At 69.1% G+C, this 17,022-nt stretch carries 16 protein-coding genes; 8 read left to right on the top strand and 8 right to left on the bottom strand.

Annotated elements, in window-relative coordinates; genetic code table 11:
- Window positions 1-80: 80 nt before the first annotated feature.
- On the bottom strand, window positions 81-842 hold the full coding sequence (locus tag AC5RUP_RS04400) for a DUF1353 domain-containing protein (RefSeq protein WP_494154941.1): 762 nt from the start codon (window positions 840-842) through the stop codon (window positions 81-83).
- Between the two features lie 138 nt (window positions 843-980).
- On the opposite strand from AC5RUP_RS04400, the gene AC5RUP_RS04395 reads away from it, so the two are divergent.
- Complete coding sequence (locus tag AC5RUP_RS04395; protein WP_494158304.1) at window positions 981-2,270, top strand: hypothetical protein; 1,290 nt, start codon at window positions 981-983, stop codon at window positions 2,268-2,270.
- Window positions 2,271-2,363: 93 nt separating this feature from the next.
- Here the strand turns inward: AC5RUP_RS04395 and AC5RUP_RS04390 are convergent, their stop codons facing one another.
- Window positions 2,364-2,921 (bottom strand): histidine phosphatase family protein, encoded by a 558-nt coding sequence (locus tag AC5RUP_RS04390; RefSeq protein WP_494133498.1) that lies wholly within the window; start codon window positions 2,919-2,921, stop codon window positions 2,364-2,366.
- Between the two features lie 264 nt (window positions 2,922-3,185).
- On the opposite strand from AC5RUP_RS04390, the gene AC5RUP_RS04385 reads away from it, so the two are divergent.
- The 3 genes from AC5RUP_RS04385 (at window position 3,186) to AC5RUP_RS04375 (ending at window position 6,517) form a co-directional block, all read left to right on the top strand.
- Window positions 3,186-4,388, top strand: coding sequence for a P-loop NTPase family protein (locus AC5RUP_RS04385; RefSeq protein WP_494154978.1), 1,203 nt, complete (start codon window positions 3,186-3,188; stop codon window positions 4,386-4,388).
- 2 nt (window positions 4,389-4,390) lie between these two features.
- On the top strand, window positions 4,391-6,175 hold the full coding sequence (locus AC5RUP_RS04380) for an ABC transporter transmembrane domain-containing protein (RefSeq protein ID WP_494158303.1): 1,785 nt from the start codon (window positions 4,391-4,393) through the stop codon (window positions 6,173-6,175).
- Window positions 6,176-6,376: 201 nt separating this feature from the next.
- Entirely contained in the window at window positions 6,377-6,517 is a 141-nt protein-coding gene (locus AC5RUP_RS04375; RefSeq protein WP_494001544.1) for a hypothetical protein, read from the top strand.
- A 51-nt stretch (window positions 6,518-6,568) separates the two neighbouring features.
- Here the strand turns inward: AC5RUP_RS04375 and AC5RUP_RS04370 are convergent, their stop codons facing one another.
- The 4 genes from AC5RUP_RS04370 to AC5RUP_RS04355 form a co-directional block, all read right to left on the bottom strand.
- Window positions 6,569-10,003: a DEAD/DEAH box helicase gene (locus AC5RUP_RS04370; RefSeq protein WP_494153646.1), complete on the bottom strand. Its 3,435-nt coding sequence runs from the start codon at window positions 10,001-10,003 to the stop codon at window positions 6,569-6,571.
- 109 nt (window positions 10,004-10,112) lie between these two features.
- Window positions 10,113-10,541 (bottom strand): DoxX family protein, encoded by a 429-nt coding sequence (locus AC5RUP_RS04365; RefSeq protein WP_494153647.1) that lies wholly within the window; start codon window positions 10,539-10,541, stop codon window positions 10,113-10,115.
- 144 nt (window positions 10,542-10,685) lie between these two features.
- Window positions 10,686-11,102 carry a hypothetical protein gene (locus tag AC5RUP_RS04360; protein WP_494153648.1) on the bottom strand — a complete coding sequence of 139 codons (417 nt, stop codon included), beginning with the start codon at window positions 11,100-11,102 and terminating at the stop codon, window positions 10,686-10,688.
- A 59-nt stretch (window positions 11,103-11,161) separates the two neighbouring features.
- Window positions 11,162-12,331 (bottom strand): glycosyltransferase family 4 protein, encoded by a 1,170-nt coding sequence (locus AC5RUP_RS04355; protein WP_494153649.1) that lies wholly within the window; start codon window positions 12,329-12,331, stop codon window positions 11,162-11,164.
- 101 nt (window positions 12,332-12,432) lie between these two features.
- Here AC5RUP_RS04355 and AC5RUP_RS04350 point away from each other — a divergent pair, with 101 nt between their 5' ends.
- Both AC5RUP_RS04350 and AC5RUP_RS04345 read left to right on the top strand, forming a co-directional pair.
- Window positions 12,433-13,179, top strand: a complete 747-nt coding sequence (locus tag AC5RUP_RS04350; RefSeq protein WP_494153661.1) for a sulfite exporter TauE/SafE family protein — start codon at window positions 12,433-12,435, stop codon at window positions 13,177-13,179.
- Between the two features lie 108 nt (window positions 13,180-13,287).
- On the top strand, window positions 13,288-13,416 hold the full coding sequence (locus tag AC5RUP_RS04345) for a hypothetical protein (RefSeq protein WP_494069520.1): 129 nt from the start codon (window positions 13,288-13,290) through the stop codon (window positions 13,414-13,416).
- Window positions 13,417-13,753: 337 nt separating this feature from the next.
- Here the strand turns inward: AC5RUP_RS04345 and AC5RUP_RS04340 are convergent, their stop codons facing one another.
- Window positions 13,754-14,332, bottom strand: a complete 579-nt coding sequence (locus tag AC5RUP_RS04340) for a dihydrofolate reductase family protein (RefSeq protein ID WP_494153650.1) — start codon at window positions 14,330-14,332, stop codon at window positions 13,754-13,756.
- A gap of 216 nt (window positions 14,333-14,548) precedes the next feature.
- Between AC5RUP_RS04340 and AC5RUP_RS04335 the strand changes: the two genes are divergently transcribed.
- A complete protein-coding gene (locus tag AC5RUP_RS04335) occupies window positions 14,549-15,850 on the top strand; it encodes a cell division protein PerM (protein WP_494153651.1) in 1,302 nt (433 codons plus the stop codon).
- 1 nt (window position 15,851) lies between these two features.
- On the opposite strand, the gene AC5RUP_RS04330 is transcribed toward AC5RUP_RS04335, so the two are convergent.
- Window positions 15,852-16,262 (bottom strand): hypothetical protein, encoded by a 411-nt coding sequence (locus AC5RUP_RS04330; protein WP_494153652.1) that lies wholly within the window; start codon window positions 16,260-16,262, stop codon window positions 15,852-15,854.
- 41 nt (window positions 16,263-16,303) lie between these two features.
- On the opposite strand from AC5RUP_RS04330, the gene purN reads away from it, so the two are divergent.
- Window positions 16,304-16,861, top strand: coding sequence for a phosphoribosylglycinamide formyltransferase (gene purN, locus AC5RUP_RS04325; RefSeq protein ID WP_494153653.1), 558 nt, complete (start codon window positions 16,304-16,306; stop codon window positions 16,859-16,861).
- Window positions 16,862-17,022 lie beyond the last annotated feature (161 nt).

Raw genomic sequence — 17,022 nt, 5'->3', positions numbered from 1 at the left:
CGGGCCTCGGCGGCACCGGTTTCGGGCCCGGGAGCCGGCCATCGGGAGCCGGCCCGGGAGCCGGGAAATACCGCCCGGGCTCACGGTTGAGTTGTCCGGGCCAGGGGGCCGACGACGGGTGGCGGATCGGGGCGCTTTGCGAAGGGTTTGCCGGCCGCCCACCACGCCGTTTCGCAGATCCAGAGCAGCAGTGCCCCGGCAGCGGCTGCAGCCAGCACGGGCGAGAACAACGCGAACGCCGGAGCCAGGACGGCGACCACCGCCCAGTCGCGGCTCCAAGCCAAACAGAGGGCGACGGTCAGGAGGACAGCCGCGGCCAGGGGCACCAAGCCGGCGCCGGTAGCCGCGAGCACGACGCCGGCCATCAGTCCGATGGCGCCTGCCCCGACGGACGCCGTCAGCAGCCGGCCCCGGGCGCCGGCATGCTGAAGGTAAGACTGGACCGTCACGACCGCCCACATCAACCGGGCACGCAAGGCAGCCACCCCGGTGTCCAGCAGGGCGCGGCGGAATTCCTCGTCGTAGATGCGGCGCAGCTGCAGCGCCTGGTCGCCCGGCATGATGGAACACATGGTCGTGCGCTGGTCGTGCAGCAGGGCCGGAGCGGTCTGCCGGCCATAGCTGGCGATGAGTCCCCACATCCAGGTGGGCACCGACGCCAGGTCGGTGGAATTGTGCTCGAGCCCGGCGGAAAGATCGTGCGCCTCGATCCGGACCACGGGGGAAGTTGCTTCCGCCCGGTAGAAAATCGGCGCCGCGAGTTGGAAGCATCTCTTGGTGCGCTGGACCAGGGGAATGGCCGTCAGCGGTTCGGTGGCGGAGGCGTCCTGGTAAAACGGCATGCGGCCAGTCTTACATCCGGGGCAGACGTTCCGCACGAAGCCCTCTGCGGAATGCGCGGCCGATGAGCCGATACGCGCCGCGGCCGCGGGACCAGCCCGGTGGTACCTTCGCGGCGGCGGTCGTGGCACACTCGTGCCATGAGCCCTGTGAGCCGCAAGCGCAAGCCCAAAAAGCTGAAGAACAGCCGGTTCGGTGGCCCGCAGGGCGGGCCGGCCGGCGACCCGCTGCTGGAGCTCTACCGCGAGTTGGAGCGGCCGTTCGCCGACACACTGGACTCGCCCAGCCCCATCGACGCTCATTCCCTGGCCGGGTACCTGCTGGACCTGTGGGACACCGCCGACGCATCCGGCCAGCAGCGCCGTCATGAGCTGTTTTACGCCTGGCTGGATGTGGCCGAGGACCGCACCAACCCCGGGACCGTGCCGATGCTGCGCGCGCTGGCCTTCCTGATCGATCGTCCGGACATGCGCCGCGACGCCGAAACCCTGGCCGACCGGTTAGTGGCCGACGGGTTCACCGAGCCGGAATGGGCCAAGCATCCGGTGGCCGTGACGGCCCTGCACCGTTATGCGGACGTCTTCGGCGACGAAGCCAACATGCTCTTCGAATTCACGACCGGCACCGAGAAGGTGGGGCTGCTGGCGCTGCTGGACGGGAACATCTTCGGCGGCACGGTGATGGAAACCGGGCTGGTGGACGATCCGGCCGCCGCGCTCAAAGACCTGAACGCGGACGCCCAGGAAGCCGGGCTGGTGCTTGACGCCGACGCAGACCTGACGGGCGCCGCGCTGGACGCCTGGGAAGGCCTGGACGCCTCGACGGACCTGCCGGAGCACATGGTGGACGAGGACTTCGGTGCCCGCCGCTGGGTGGCCCAGGCGTGGTTGCGGACGATCATCGAGCTCGCGGACGACACCGAGGACGAGAGCGAAGACTGGCTCTCCGACGAGGACTATGCCCAGCTCGACGACGCCGAGGCGGGGGCGGGGGCAGCGGCCGGGACAACTGTGGCGGCGGGCACCGGGGCCGAGGCCGCTGACGCGCCCGCCGCCGGCACGCTGCCGTCCGGCGGCCCTGAACCAGGGCCTGTCCGGGAAGAAGAACTCGAGGCGCTCCGGCAGGAGGAAATCGAGGAGACGGCCGCCCGCTATGTGCGGGAGACCGGGCGCGAGTCGCCCGCCGAACGCGCCATGGTGAACCTGGTCCTTGGCTACGGCTGGGATTACGACGGCGGGCGCCTCACCCGGGTGAGCCCGGTCAAGCTGGATCTGATCAGCGAAAGCGTGCTGGCCGAAGGGGGACTGGAGCCGGTTGATCCGGGCGAGGTCACCGCCTTCCTGCACCGCTGGGTGGACTGGTGCGCACCGCGGGAGGAATTGTCCGCGCATGCGGTGGCCGTCCTGCACCGGCACCTGGACGGGGGCTAGGAACCCGGCCGCTCCACGGCAGCTGGTGGCCCCGGCCCCATCATCCGTCCGCCCCGTCATCCGTTCGGCGGCCGAACCCGGGCACCAGTCCGGTCAGGAGCGCGCGGCGGCCAGTTGGTCCGGGTCCGCCCGGTAGCCGAGCACCAGGTCGGGATCCAATCCCACAGTCTCACCGTTGGCGATGTAGCCGCGCGGCGTGCCGTGGAGGAGATTCAGCGTGAGCCGCAGGATCGTGCCGTGGGCCACCACGATGATGTTGCGGCCCGGGTAGGTGCGGAGCACTTCCTGCAGGCCGGCGATACCGCGGGCGGCCACCTCCGCTTCCGACTCGGCCTCCCGCATGAGCGCGTCAATCTCCGGCCGTTCCAGGCCGCGCAGCACGGTGCCTTCGATGCCGCGGTAGTCGCGCTCCGAGAGGTCCGGCACGGTTTCCGCCAGCTCCAGGCCCACCTGGCTGCCGATGATGCGGGCGGTCTCCATGGCGCGACCCAACGGCGAGGACACGAGTACGTCCCAATTGCTCTCGGCGAGCCAGGTGCCGGCGTCCCGCGCCTGCCGTCGGCCCACGCTGTTGAGCGGCACATCCGTATGCCCCTGCAGCCGGCCCTCAGCGTTCCAGTCGGTCTGCCCGTGACGTACCAGTGCCAGCACTTCTCCCCTTTTACCCGGTGGACGGGACGGTTCCCACAGTGATATGTCCCCTCATCAACCATAGCCCGACGGCGGTGGGCGCCGGCCGGCTACGGCTCCCGGAAGGCGGAGGGAGCTTCCATGCGCGGTGGTCTGAACGGCGTGGGGAACACGGGCATCGACAGGGTAAACGGTTCATGAGTAAGCCCTCATGCGGCTGTCATGTTCCTTTCATCGCGGCTGTGTTGACTCGTTCCTGACGCACCAACAACCAAGGAGCAGGCCATGACCATCACAGATTTCCCCGCAGGCGCCGCTGGAACAACAGGACTCGAAGCACTCGGAACTCCCGTCGCATCCACCGCCGGCGCGGCGGAGGAGGTTTTCTCCGTCGCCGCATCGACCTCCGGTGCGGCGGAGGAGGTTTTTGCCCCGGCAGCCGCTCCGGCAGACCCGCAGCGGCTGCGCCGGGCCAAGAAGGCGTATACCACCCGGTTCCTGGCCGAGCGCCTCTGCCTCGACGCCGCCGGCTACCAATTGCTCCATGCCGCCCCGGCCGCCGGCGACGTGGTGCTGGCCCGGGTGGTCGAGATCGGCAAGCACACCCGCTTGGAGAGCCCGGCCTCACGGCGGCAGGCGATGTTCGTCGGCGACGAAATCCTGGTGGCCTACGGCAACCGGTACGCGCCGGACCAGTTCCTGGCGGTGGTACCCGGCGACCTGTCCGAGTGCTCGCTGGTGGCCGGCGGGGGACTGGCGGCGCGGGTGCTGGAACAGCACGCCGGCATTGACATGGCCACCCGCATCGAGCCCATCGGCCTGCTGGCGCGGGACGGGCGCGTGGTCAACCTGGCCGACCTGGCGCCGCACTCGATCAGCGCCGACACCGTGCTGCCGGGACGGCCGCCGGTCATTGCGGTGCTCGGCACGTCGATGAACTCCGGCAAGTCCACCACGCTTGGATGCCTGGTCAAGGGCCTGACCGCGGCCGGCCTGCACGTGTCCGCGGGAAAGGCCACCGGCACCGGCGCCGGCAACGACCCGCTGCTGTTCGCCGACGCCGGAGCCGAGAAAGTCCTCGACTTCACCGACTTCGGCTTCCCCACCACCTACCTGCTGGACTACGAGCGCGTGCGCGGCCTGCTCACCAGCCTGATCGACGCGTTGACCACCTCCGAGACCGACGTGGTGGTGGTGGAAATCGCCGACGGCGTCTATCAGGGCGAAACGGCCCGGCTGCTGGCCGACCCCGTGTTCCATGCCGCCGTGGATCACGTGCTGTTCTCCGCGGCCGACGCGCTGGGCGCTACCGCAGGCGTGGCTGTCCTGCGCGACGCCGGCGTCAGCGTGCCCGCCGTCTCGGGCCTGCTGACCGCCTCGCCGCTGGCCGCCCGGGAAGCAGCCGGCGTCATTGATGCACCGGTGATCAACACCTACGACCTGTGCGACCCGGCCACGGCCCTGCGGTTGCTGCCGGAGCGGAAGTAACAGTGACTGCCCGGGTGGGCAAGGCCGCGCCGGCGGCACGGGATCGGGCGGACTCACCGCGGGAAGATCCGCAGCCCGCCGACGGGCCGCTGCCCAAGCTGCTGCGCGGCCGGCGCCGCTGGTTGATGGCGGCCCTGCTGGGGACCGGCCTGCTGATGGCCGCGGCCGCCGGGGCGAGCGCGCTGCTGATGACCCGGCTGCTGGGCGGTACCGCGCCGGACGCGGCCTACATCCTGCCGCCCGCCCTCGGCCTGGCTGCCGCGGCGCTGGGGCTGGGCGGCCTGCGGGCCGTCGAGCGCGTCCTGGCCGAAAAGCTCGGACAGGACTACATCCACGAGATCCGCAAGGGCCTGGTGGCCTCCGCCCTGGCCACCGACCGCGGACCGTCGCCGGGGGTGACCATCGCGCGCAGCACCAACGACCTCTCCAGCGTCCGAAACTGGATCGCGCTGGGCATCGCGCCGCTGGCGGTCGGCATCCCGTTGATCGCTGGAACCGCGGTGGCACTGTGGTTCCTGTCCCCGGTGCTGGCGTTCGCCGTCGTCGTTCCCCTGGTGCTGCTCGCCGCCGGGCTGGCGCTGCTGTCCCGGCCGGCGTTCCGGCGCGCCAGCGCCTTGCGCCGCCACCGGGGGCGGTTGGCCGCCCGGCTCGCCGACACGGTGATTGCCGCCAATACCATCCGTGCCGCCGGCGGCGAGGACCGGGAGGTCAGGCAAATCGACAAGGCCGGGCGGAAGGTGGTGGAGGCGGCGGTGCACCGCGCCGCTGCCGCCGGATACATCCGCGGGTCGGCGGCGGCAGCCGCCTCGCTCGCTGGCGCCGCCGTGGCCGCGGTCGGAACCTGGCAGGCAGTGCCCACGGCCAGCATCGCCGCCGGGCTGACCATCGTGGGGATGATCTCCGCGCCCGTCACGGACATGGGCCGCGTGGTGGAATACCGGCAGAACTTCCGGGCCGCGCGGCGTATTCTCGGTCCTGCCCTCGCGGTGGCCGCTGCGGCGCGGGATGTACGACGGCGGCGCCCGGCTGCCCGGTCCGGGACCCGTGAGGGGGCCGCGACCGGGGCGGCAGCGTCCGGCGCAGGGGTGCAGGCTTCCACCCCGGCGGGTTCCCGCGCCGGCGGGGCGGTGCTGGTGGACGGTTTGGCCGCGTGCCGGAACTGCCCGGTGCCGCCCCTGTCCGCAGGCCCGGGCGCGCGGATCCGGATCCGCAGCGCCGATCCGGCGGCCGGGACCAGGGCCCTGGAAACACTGGTCGGGATCCGCAGCGACCCGCACGCGGTGGCCATGGTGGGCGGCCGGCACCTGCTGGAAGGCGGCAGCCGCACCCGCCGGAAGCTGGTGGGTTACGCCGCCGCCGGCATGTACGTGGAGCGCGGGTCGATCGCCCGCAGCGTGCGGTACCGCCGGCCCGACCTCCCGCCGGAGGAGGGATCGGCGGCCCTGGAGCGCGTCGGCCTCGCCGGCCGGATCGGGCAACTGGAGCGGGGCGAGGACACCCAGCTCAAGCGCGGCGGCGAACCGTTGACCACCTCCGAGCTGGCCCGGCTGATGCTGGCGAGGGCTTCGCTGGGCGATCCGCCGCTGCTGGTCTTGAACCGGCTCGACGCCGATTTGGACCGGCAGGGGATCGACATGCTGTCGGAATTCCTCCGGGACTACCCGGGCGTGGTGGTGTTCGCCTCCGACCACCCGGACGCGCTCGGCGTGGAGTACACGGACTGGAACATAGACTGCGCCCACGCGGGCCTGGACCTGGTCTGGCGCCGGCAGGCCGGAGGCAGGTGACGGCCGGTGGAGGAAACGCCTGGCGGGAGCGAAACACCTGGCGGGAGCGAAGCGCCGGCGGCCCCGGCGCCTTCCATGGGAAGGTCCGGGCCGGCGCCGTCCCTCCGTAGGAAGGGCCGGCGCGTACCCGGGTGGTGGGCGTGAGCGGAAGCACCACGCCGCATCCCGAGGTGCCCGGGCGGGCGGGGATATCTTTAGTCCGTGGTCAAAGTTGTGGGAATCATTCAGCCGGTGGAAACCAAGGAGTTGTCGGCCGAGGGTGATACGTATGCCGAAGCCAAGGCCGCGATCGAGGCGCAGGTGCCCGAAGGCTGGCGGCTGCTGCAGATCAAGACGCAGTAGGCACTAAGGTGCTCAAGACGCAGTAGGCACTGAGGCGCTGCCGGGTGCCGGCTACTCGCCGAACAGTCCGCGGATGTCGGTGGCGGTGAGCTTGGAGGAGAACATTGCATCGTCTTCGAGCACCGAAGCAATCAGTTTGGCCTTGCGTTCCTTCAGGGCCATGACCTTCTCTTCGATTGTCCCGCGGGCAACCATCCGGTAGACCATGACGTTCTTGGTCTGGCCGATCCGGTGCGTGCGGTCCACGGCCTGGGCCTCGGTGGCCGGGTTCCACCAGGGGTCCAGCAGGAAACAGTAGTCGGCCTCGGTGAGGTTCAGGCCGAAGCCGCCGGCCTTGAGGCTGATCAGGAACACCGGCGCGTTGCCGTTCTTGAACGTGTCGATGACGTCGGCGCGGCGGCGGGTGGAGCCGTCCAGGTAGCAGTATTCGATGCCGGCCGCGTCCAACTGCTGGGCGGTCTTCTTCAGGTAGCTGGTGAACTGGCTGAAGATCAGCGCCCGATGCCCCTCGCCGAGGACGTCTTCGAGTTGCTCGAACAAGACGCCCAGCTTGCTGGAGGGGACCGACGCGTATTTCGGATCCACCAGCGAGGGATCCAGGCTCAAGAGCCGCAACAGGGTCAGCGACTGGAAGATGGTGAACCGGTTCTTGTCCATGTCCTCAACCAGCCGCAGCACCTTCTGCCGCTCGCGCTGCAGGTGCGTGTCGTAGATCCGCCGGTGCTTGGGCGTCAGCTCCACCTCGAGGATCTGCTCCTGCTTTTCGGGCAGGTCGTCGGCCACGGCCTCCTTGCTGCGGCGCATCATCAGCGGTTTGATCCGGTGGCGCAGTTTCTGCAGCAGCTCCTTGTCCTGGCTGCGTTCGATCGGCCGCTGGTACTGGTCCACAAACCGGACCGCGGACGGGAAGAGCCCGGGCGCGACGATGGAGAAGATGGACCAGAGCTCCATGAGGTTGTTCTCCATGGGCGTGCCGGTGATGGCCATCTTGAAGGGCGCGTGCAGGTCGCGGGCGCACTGATGGACCTTGGTGGCGCGGTTCTTGACGAACTGGGCTTCATCCAGGATCAGCCCGGCCCAGTCCATCTCCTTGTAGGTGTCGAAATCCAGCCGGAACAGCGTGTAGGACGTGACGATGACGTCGGTGTCCGCCGCGATCTCGGACAGCGGCCGGCCGCGGCCCTGGGTGTCGGTGATGCTCTCGACCCGGAGGTCGGGGGCGAAGCGCCGGCTCTCGTTGACCCAGTTGGACACCACCGAGGTGGGTGCCACGACCAGGAACGGCCGGGCGGTGGCCGGGTCGCCCTGCTGTTTGGCATGCAGCAGCAGGGCCAAGGTCTGCAGCGTCTTGCCCAGCCCCATGTCGTCCGCCAGCACGCCGCCCAACCGGTGCCGCCAGAGGAAGGCGAGCCAGTTGAAGCCTTCGGCCTGGTAGGGGCGGAGGTCGGCGTGCAGGCCGGCCGGCAGCGGGGTCTGCTCGACTGTTTCCAGTTCCAGCAGCCCCTGCACCGATTCGCGCCAGGTACGCGCCTGCACCGTTTCGGTGGCGACTTCCTCCAGGTCCTCCCAGAGGGACGCCTGGTAGCGGCTGATCTGCAGCTGTTCGCCCGATTCCCGGTCCTGCATGTGGCGGGCTTCGTCCACGAGCTGGCGGAGCCGGTCGAAGACCGGCTGCTCCAGCGACAGGTAGGACTTGTCCACCAGCAACAGCCGCGTCTGGCCGCGGGCCAGGGCCTTGAAGATGTTCCCGAACGGGACGGTGCGGCCGGCCACGCGGACCATGACGCCCAGGTCGAACCAGTCGCTCTCGTCGGTCTCCACAGTGCTGATGGTCAGCTCGGGTGCCTCGGTGAGTTCCTGGTAGTCGGGCTTGTCGCCGACAATTTCCACGCGCACGCCGTCGACCTGTTCGAGCGCCGGGAGAGCGTAGCGGGTGAAATCCACGGTGGCCATGTCCCGGAGGGTGCGCGCCGCCGTCGTGCCCACACCCGGCACCGCCGCGGCCGCCTCCAGCAGGTCCTGCTCGGCCGGCAGGTCGCGGTAGTGGCTGCCGTCGGGCTGCTCATCGACCGGCAGGCGCAGCGGCTTGTCCCCGTGGCGGTACTCGAGGTGCCAGCCGAGCTGCAGCACGTTGCCTTTGCGGTAGGAGGCAGTCAGCACGAGCTCCGGGGGGACGATCTCCGGGAAGCTCACCGAACCGTCGCTGCTGACGACGGCGATGCGCTGGCTGAGCACGGGGTAGTAGCGCTCCATGAACTGCTCGACGTCGGCGGCCGGCACCTTCAGCGGGGCGCCGGAGAGCAGCAGGTTCGCTTCCTGGTCGGTCACCGGATGCCCGGTCGGGGCCAGCGTGATGACGGTCTGTCCGTCGACGGCGTAGTGGTAGACGCCGTGCGTGCCGACGATGCCCGCCGTCCCGGTGGGCAGTTCCCGCCCGTCGATCCGCAGCGACGGCGTGAGGACCAGGTCCGCGGTCGCCGGCCCGGTCTCCCCGCCGGTTTCCGGGGTGGGGTCTTCCGCCTCGGCTTCCGGGGCGGGGGCGTCAGCGGAAGCGTCGGCCGGCCCGTCGCGGTGGGCGTCCAAACCGATGACGGCCCGTTCCCGGACCTCGACGACGGTGTCCGCCTTGGCGCCGATCAGGGCGATGCCCAGCCGCTTGGCCTCGGCGAAGAGTTCCCACAAGAGCGGGCTGCTGAACTCGTCCAGGAAGAGCCAATCGTTGTCTTCCCCGAAGTAGGTGAGGCCGGTGGCCCGGTGCAGCGGCGCGAACTGGCTGAACCAACGGTGCTGTTCGGGGTCCAGCGGCAGGCCGTAGGTCTTGTAGCTGATGGTGTTCCAGCGCAGCTTGCTGCGGATCCAGCGCCCGGTCTCGTTCTGCAGCACCGGACGGACCCCGACGCGCAGCCGGTTCCCGGCCTTGCGCGTCCAGTTCGGACCCGGCGCCGATGCCTGCGGCAGGGAGAGTCCCGAGGGGCGGTACTGGCGGTCCTGCCGGCGTCCGGGCTCCAGGAGGTCGAACTGCAGACCCAGCGGGGACGTACTTTTCGCCTTGGCCTTCGACGGCTTGCCGGTGTCCTGCCTGGCGGGGTCCGGCGTGCCGCCGATGAGCCCCTCCAACGAGTCCTGCCAGCCGGCCGGTTCCGGTTCCGGCTCGCGCGCGAAGGCCTGGCTGGAGATGACATGCTGGCTGTTGCTGGCCAAGAGCACGGCGGCCACGTGCTTGCAGTCGTCGCCGACCGGGCAGCTGCAGGAAGACGATGCCGGGCGCCACTGCCCGCCCTTGCCGGTTTCCAAGTAGATCCGGCAGCGGTACGGCAAGGCGGCGGTGCCTATGACCTTGGCGGTCAGCAGCCGGACGGAGGGATCCCAGACGGGTTCTGCAACGGAACCATCGGAGGCGTAGATCTTGCCGCGCGCAAAGGCGGCGCCGCCCACCAACCGGATGATTTCGCTGACGTCAACCAGCGGAAAAGTGAGAGCGGCCATGGCTTCCATCATCTCACGCTGGAACCGGCGTCCGGCACCTGCCGCTGGCGTTGTGGACGGGGGAGGACGACGGCGGAGGGCAGGCTCCGCCACCGTCCTGCCGTGAAAGCTACAGCGTCGTGAGGACCTTCGGCTTCTTGTCCTTGGTGTCCAGGATCAGCGCCAGCGCGATGCCGAGCAGCCAGACGTCCTTGGCCAAGGGAGTGCCCTCGGAGCTGGGTCGGACGCCGCCTTCGGTGGTCATGTGGGGGGTGTTGAAGTACATGGCCAGCATTGAACCGGAGAAGGCGGTCAGGCCCAGGCCGGCCAGCCGGCTGGGCACGAACGGCAGCAGCAGGGCCGCGCCCAGGGCGATCTCGCCGTACGCGAGCAGTTTGCCGAACTTCTCGGGGTCCATTTCCTTCAACTGGGGGATCGCGCGGCTGCCCATCTCCTGCATGGCCGCGGCACTGTCCCTGTCCAGCTTCCGCTTGCCCAGGCCGGAGTTGAAGATGAACGCGCCGGTGGACAGGCGCAGGGGGATATGGCTCAGTTTCATCGGATGTCCTTCTCCGCTAGGTGGCTGTCATGTTCGAGCCTACGGTCCTGCCGCAGTGTCCGCTAGGGCGGGAGCGAGCACGCCGGGGGGAAGATTGCCGGGCGCGGTATTCAAGGCACGCTGGCTCCTAAACCGGCCCTGCCGCTACTTCTTGGCGGCCCGGATCACGCGTGCCACCGCCCGACCTGCGATCCAGACCAAGGGGATCAGCACGGCGTACAACGCGACGGTGTTCGGCCGGAATGTGGCGGGTCCGCTGCCGTGGCCGACGTAGGCGCCGAGCGGAACGGCGCCACCGCCGCCGCCACCGCCGGCTGCGCCCCCGGAGTCGCCGCCGCCGAATCCGTAGTAGACCATGGCCACGGGCACCACGGTGTCGCCGCCCACCTGCAGCTGTTCTCCGTAGGTCCGGGCAACGCCCAAGGACTTGAGCTGCTCGGCCAGCCGCTCCGGTACGGACTGCCCGGCCGGCCCGCGCTGTTTCTGCCCGGCAGGCGCGCGCTGCCCCTGTCCCAGGGTGGATCCATTGTCGGGCGGGACGGAGCCGGTTTCTGTGGGCATGGCCACATCCTAGTGGAAGCAGGGCGGGCGTCCACCGGCCCGGGCTCGTGCTGAAGCTTTCACCCGGCCAGAAAGCCAAGCACGCCCCGGGCTTCGAGGTTCAGGGCGCGGCGCTTGACCCTGATGGCCAGCCGATAATAGTCCACCAGCTGCTCGCAGAGCACCGGCCACGTGCGGCCCTGCACCGAGTCGAAGGCGGCCCTGCCCAGCGCCCGCCGCTTGGTGTCGTCGCCCACCAAATCCTGGACGTATCCGCGCAGCTGGTCCAGCTTCCCGGGCTGGTAGATCCAGCCGGTCCGCGAGGGATCGACCAGGTCCACCGGGCCGCCGCGGCCCACCGCGACGACGGGCACGCCGCTGGCCATGGCCTCCTGGATGGTTTGGCAGAACGTTTCGGACTCGCCGGGGTGGACAAAGAGGTCGAAGGAAGCCACATGCCGGGCCAGGTCGTCGCCGCCCTGGAAACCGGCGAAGTGGGCGCCGGGCAACCTCTCCTGCAGCTCCTCCTTCAGCGGACCCGAGCCGACCACCACCAGCCGCGTGCCGGGGAGGTCGGCCAGCACAGCCAGGTCCTCCACCTGCTTTTCCGCCGCCAGGCGGCCCACATAGCCGATAATCCGCTCGCCGCGCGGCGCCACGGACGCCCGCCAGCCGGCGTCGTGCTTATCCGGATGGAAACGGCTGGTGTCCACGCCGCGGCGCCACAGGTGGACGCGGATGCCGCGGCCGCGCAACTGCTCCATGGCGAACGACGACGGCGCCAGGGTCAGGGTGGAGGCCTTGTGAATGTTCTCCACCCGCTGCCACAGCAGCTCCTGCAGCCAGGGCGCTCCGTAGCGGGCCGCGTAGGCGGGCACCTCGGTCTGGTAGACGGAGACCGTGGGCAGGCCGAGCTGCTGGGCGGCCTGCACCGCACGCCAGCCCAAAATGAAGGGTGACGCCACGTGGACCACGTCCGGACCGAAGTCCGCCAGCACCCGGCGGAGGCGTGCCACGGTTCCGGCCGCCACCCGCACGTTGGGATAACCGCGCAGGGGAATGGACGGCAGGCGGTGGACCGGGTAGCCCTCCACCGTGGCCGGGGCGGTGTCCTCCAGCCAGGACGAGGCCGGTGCGATCACCAGGACGTCGTCGCCGCGGCGGCGCAGGTGGGCGATGACCTGCAACAGCGACTGGGTGACCCCGTTCATGTGCGGAAGGAACGATTCGGCAACGATAGCTATCCTCACGCCGCCCAGCCTGCCCGCGCCCGGCGACCTGCAGGCAAGCATGCGTGATCGTGTCGGTGAACGGCGGCCTAACTCCACTCTGGCAGGGTGGTCGGGTGACCATGGGACTCTTGGCGCTGATCACCGGCGCAATCTTCTTCGGTTCGGTGGCCCAGCGGATCGCGGGCATCGGGTTCGCGCTGCTGGTGGCGCCGATCCTGGCGATCCTGCTCGGGCCGCACGAGGGCATCATGATGATCAACATCTGCGCCGTCGTCTCTTGCGGGCTGATCGTGCCCCGGGTCTGGCAGGAGATTGACTGGAACCTGCTGCTGTGGCTGTCCGTCCCTGCCGCCGCCGGCACGGTTTTGGGTTCCTGGTTGGCGGTGCAGGTAACGCCCGCAGTGCTCTCTGCCGTGGTGGGCGGGGTGGTGATGGCAGGGCTGGCCGTGGCGGTGGTGTTGGGCCGTGCCCAAGTCACCGTTTCCGGGCAGTTGCCCAAGGTGCTCGCGGGTTTTGGTTCCGGGCTGACCAACGCGCTCGCCGGCGTAGGGGGCCCGACCGTCAGCGCGTACGCCATTCTGTCCCACTGGCCGCCGCGCCGGTTCGCTGCCACGCTGCAGCCATTCTTCCTGCAGCTGTGCATCATCACCGTCGGCGCGAAGCTGGCGGTGGACCCGGGCAGCGTGCCGCACCTGAACTGGTGGATGTGGGCGGTGATCGTGCTTTCGATCATCATGGGCATCGTTGCCGGCGAACGGCTCGGCCGGCGGCTGCGGGACGAGCATGCCAGGACCGCAGTAGTCGTGCTTGCCTTTCTGGGAGCGGCGGGAGCATTGGCCAAGGGGCTGGCGGACTTGATGGCCTGAATCCGGTGTTTTTCCGGTATTACGGGGTGCGCGAATAAGGGCTGGCTTTATTTCCCAAAGCGGGTATGGTCTTTAGCAAGACATCCCGCTTGAGAAAGAGGAGCACGAATGTCAGGTAAAACGCCGTCGCGCGAGAGTGCCAAGAAACAAGGCAGAAGCATCAAAGAAAAGCGTGCCGAAAAGCGCGAAAAAGCGGTTTTGGAGAACGAAACCATTCCCAAGCGGCGCAAGCGCTAAAACACCGGAAACCTACGCCGTCCCTTGAGTCGACAGCCCGTTCGGCGCTGCGGCTTCGAGGCGTACGGGGTGGTGATGCCGGACGAATCGTTGAAGCACGGTTCTTGCAGACTGGCGGAGCCACGGAAAGAGTCCGCGGAATTTGTTTTCCTGCGTTGAATTTCCGTTGAGCAAATATCCGCCTGCGGGGCGGCCGGATTGATGTCAATGTCATCCGGCCGCCCATTCTATTGTCCGGCCCGGCTGAAAGCAGTATTGGTTGCCGGGCCCACGGCGCACATCGCAGTGGGCTTCTTCTTCGCGTACCGCTCGGTTCTTCGCGTACCGCTCGGATCGGTCAACGGCGCACCCGATAGCGCACGTGAAGCACCCGGTTGCCCTGAATCACGGCGGGATCCTCCAGCAGGTGCTGGGCGTGGACCGACCCGAAGTAGCGCTTGCCGGACCCGAACACGACGGGTACGACGTCCATGCGCACCTCGTCGACCAGGCCCGCGGCAAGCATCTGGCCGCCGACGTCACCGGCGGCGACCTCGACGACGCGGTCTCCTGCAAGCTCTTGCGCCTTGGCCATGGCTGCCACGACGCCGTCGACGAAGTGAAACGGCGCCTCGGGGTCCCAGCCCTCGGGCTGTGGCCGGTGCGTCACGACGACCACGTGGTCGACCCCGCTCGGAGGCTTCCCGTCCCAGCCGTCCGTCAGGTCGAAGACGTGGCGGCCGACCAATGTCACACCGATCTGGTCCCAGTACGGCCGCGTGTAGTCGTAGGACGTCTGCGACACCTTCAACTCGCCGCTCTCGTCCAACGGGACGTCACCGTTGGACAACCAGTCGAACAGCGGTCCGGGCTGGTCATTCTCGTCCGCGACGAAGCCATCCACCGACACCGAGCTGTACATGACCACCTTGCCCACGGGGCTCTCCTCTGCTTCGGGGTGCCCCCACACTAGCGTCTCGTGAGCTGGTGCTCCAGCAACAAGGCGGGAAACCGCAGCGACTCGAACCCGCTGCCAAAGCCCGGGCCGGCACCCACTGCGTCGGCAGGGTCCGCTCGAGCGCGCCGTGTGCCAATTGCCACGGCACCGAGTCGCTGAACGGGCACGGGCAGCCGGGCTGGCACGATAGAAGCAATGAAACTCACGTCGCGACCGGACGGTCAGGCCGGACTGCCGATGCCCCTGTGGCTGCAGGGTGTCTTCGAGTTCTTTCAGTGCGCCCTGCTGTCGGCCATCCTGGTGCTGCTGCCGCTGGTCGGTGTGTGGTTCGCGGACGGCTTCGACGACCGCAGCTTCGATTCGCTGGCGCGGCTCGGAGGCCAGGCATGGCTGCTGATCCACGGCGTCCCGCTGGAACTGGCCATCCAGACCGGCTCCAGTTCCGCGGAGACCCTGCGCGGCACGTTATCGCTGGTGCCGCTGGGACTCATGCTCGTCCCGTTCTTCCTCTCCTGGCGCGCCGGACGGCGCCTGGCGCGGGCGTCGTACACCGACCAGCTGTGGCAGGCGCTGGGCGGCGCGCTGGGAACGTACGCCGCGGCGGGAGCCGCAACCGCGTACATGGTGCGTACCGACGAAGTGGATATCTCCATTGTGGCCGGGGCGCTCGTCCCGCTGCTGCCCGCCGGTGCCGGGTTGATCGTCGGCGCCTACCGGGAAGCCGGGTCGTGGGGGCGCTTGATCGGCGTGGATGCCGCAGCCTGGGTTGCCCGCACCAGCCAACACTCACGCTGGGCGGGGTCTTACGTTTGGGCTGCGGTCCGCGCGGGGCTGCTGGCGGTGACGGCCGCGGTGTCGCTCTCGGCCTTGCTGCTCGCCGTCGACCTCGGCCTGCACTGGGCGGAGATCGTGGAGATTTACGAACAGCTCGGCGCAGGCGTTATCGGCGGCGCCGTGCTCACGGTGGCGCAGCTTGGGTTGGTCCCGAATCTCGTGGTGTGGACGCTGGCCTGGTCCTCGGGGGCCGGCTTCGCTATCGGTTCCGGCAGTTCCATTGGTCCGCTGGCCACCACGGTGGGCCCGATGCCGGCGTTCCCGGTGCTGGGTGCGCTGCCGACGGGTGAGCTGTCCTACGGGCTCGTTGCCCTGGCCTTGCCCGTGCTTGCCGGGGTGCTGGCCGGATGGTGGTTCCTGCGCGAGGGCGAGAACCATTTCGATGAGTGGCTCTCCATCAAGATCCAGGCCCGCTGGTTCACCGCATCCGGCTCCACCGTGGTCCTGGGCCTGTTCGTCGGGGCTGTCGCCGGGGCCGCGACCGCGGGGTTGGTGTGGCTGTCCAACGGTTCGCTGGGGATCGGGCGGTTGACGGAGATCGGACCGGATCCGATCTGGACCGCCCTCTGGGTGGCGGGCGAAGTCGCCGTCGGCACGATGCTCGGCTATGCGGTGGCCCCTTGGCTGGAACGCGAGCCGGCCAAGTCCCGCAGCCGGAAGTAACCTACGGCCTCAGCAGGTCGTTCAGGTTCAGCAGCTCGTCTTCATAGGCGGCCAGGCATTCTTCACGGGCTGACTGCGTAACGGCCATCTGGTTGCAGGCCTCGAACTCGGCCGTCAGCGGCCAGAAAAGCACCTGCGCCAGCGTGGTCAGCAGGAAGAAGCCGCCGGCGCCGGCGCCCAGTACATAGGTGAGCCGGAGCGAGCCCGGCAGGCCGGCGCGCACCGCTTTGACCAGTCCGATCACGGCGACCACGATGCTGGCCACGGCCAGCGCGGGAGCCACGGCCTTCCAGGGGAGCGGGAGCGCCGTCGCCAGGAACGTGGAAGCCAGTAGTAGCAGCAGCACACGGATGAAAAGCCCCGCCGACTTGGTCTGTTCCTCGGTCGGCGCCGGGCGCGTGTTCTGCAACATGGGTTTAAGCCTAGGCGAGAGGGACGCATAAAGTTGCTTCCATGCGCATTGTGGTCCTCGTTTCCGGCTCCGGCACCAATCTTCAGGCCGTTATCGACGCTATCGGCGACGGCCACCTGAATGCCGAGATCGTTGCCGTGGGCAGCGACGTGCCCGGCTGCCGCGGCCTGGAACGTGCCGCCGCTGCCGGCATCGAGACGTTCACCGTGGCCCCCGGAGACTTCGCCACCCGGCCGGAATGGAACCGGGCGTTGGAAGAAGCCGCCGCCGCCTTCCAGCCGGACGTGGTGCTGCTGGCAGGGTTCATGCGCATCCTCGACGCCGTATTTGTCGCCCGTTTCGAGGGCCGGCTGCTCAATACCCATCCGGCGCTGTTGCCCTCGTTCCCCGGCGCCCACGGTGTGCGCGATGCTCTTGCCCACGGGGTCAAGATCACCGGCGTGACGGTACATCTGGTCGATTCCGGGGTCGATACGGGACCCATTCTCGCCCAGGCCGCGGTGCCGGTGCTCGACGACGACACCGAAGAATCCCTCCACGAACGCATCAAGGTGGAGGAACGCCAACTTCTGGTGCAGACCCTCGCCAACTTCGCCTAGCCCCGGCTGAACAACGACGTCGGTGCCTCACCCTCCGGCTCGCTTTTCCTTGCCCACACCGAGGATAGGGAGGGCGTTGTCAAGGGACGGTTGACGTTTCGACGTGCCGCAGAGCAAACCTGTGGAAAACCTCCGCATCCGCTGAGGCGTCTGGCTAGACT

It is taken from the genome of Arthrobacter sp. Y3223151 (assembly GCF_059091125.1).
The sequence above is the reverse complement of the archived record's forward strand: the minus strand, read 5'-3'. Positions and strand labels throughout refer to the sequence as shown.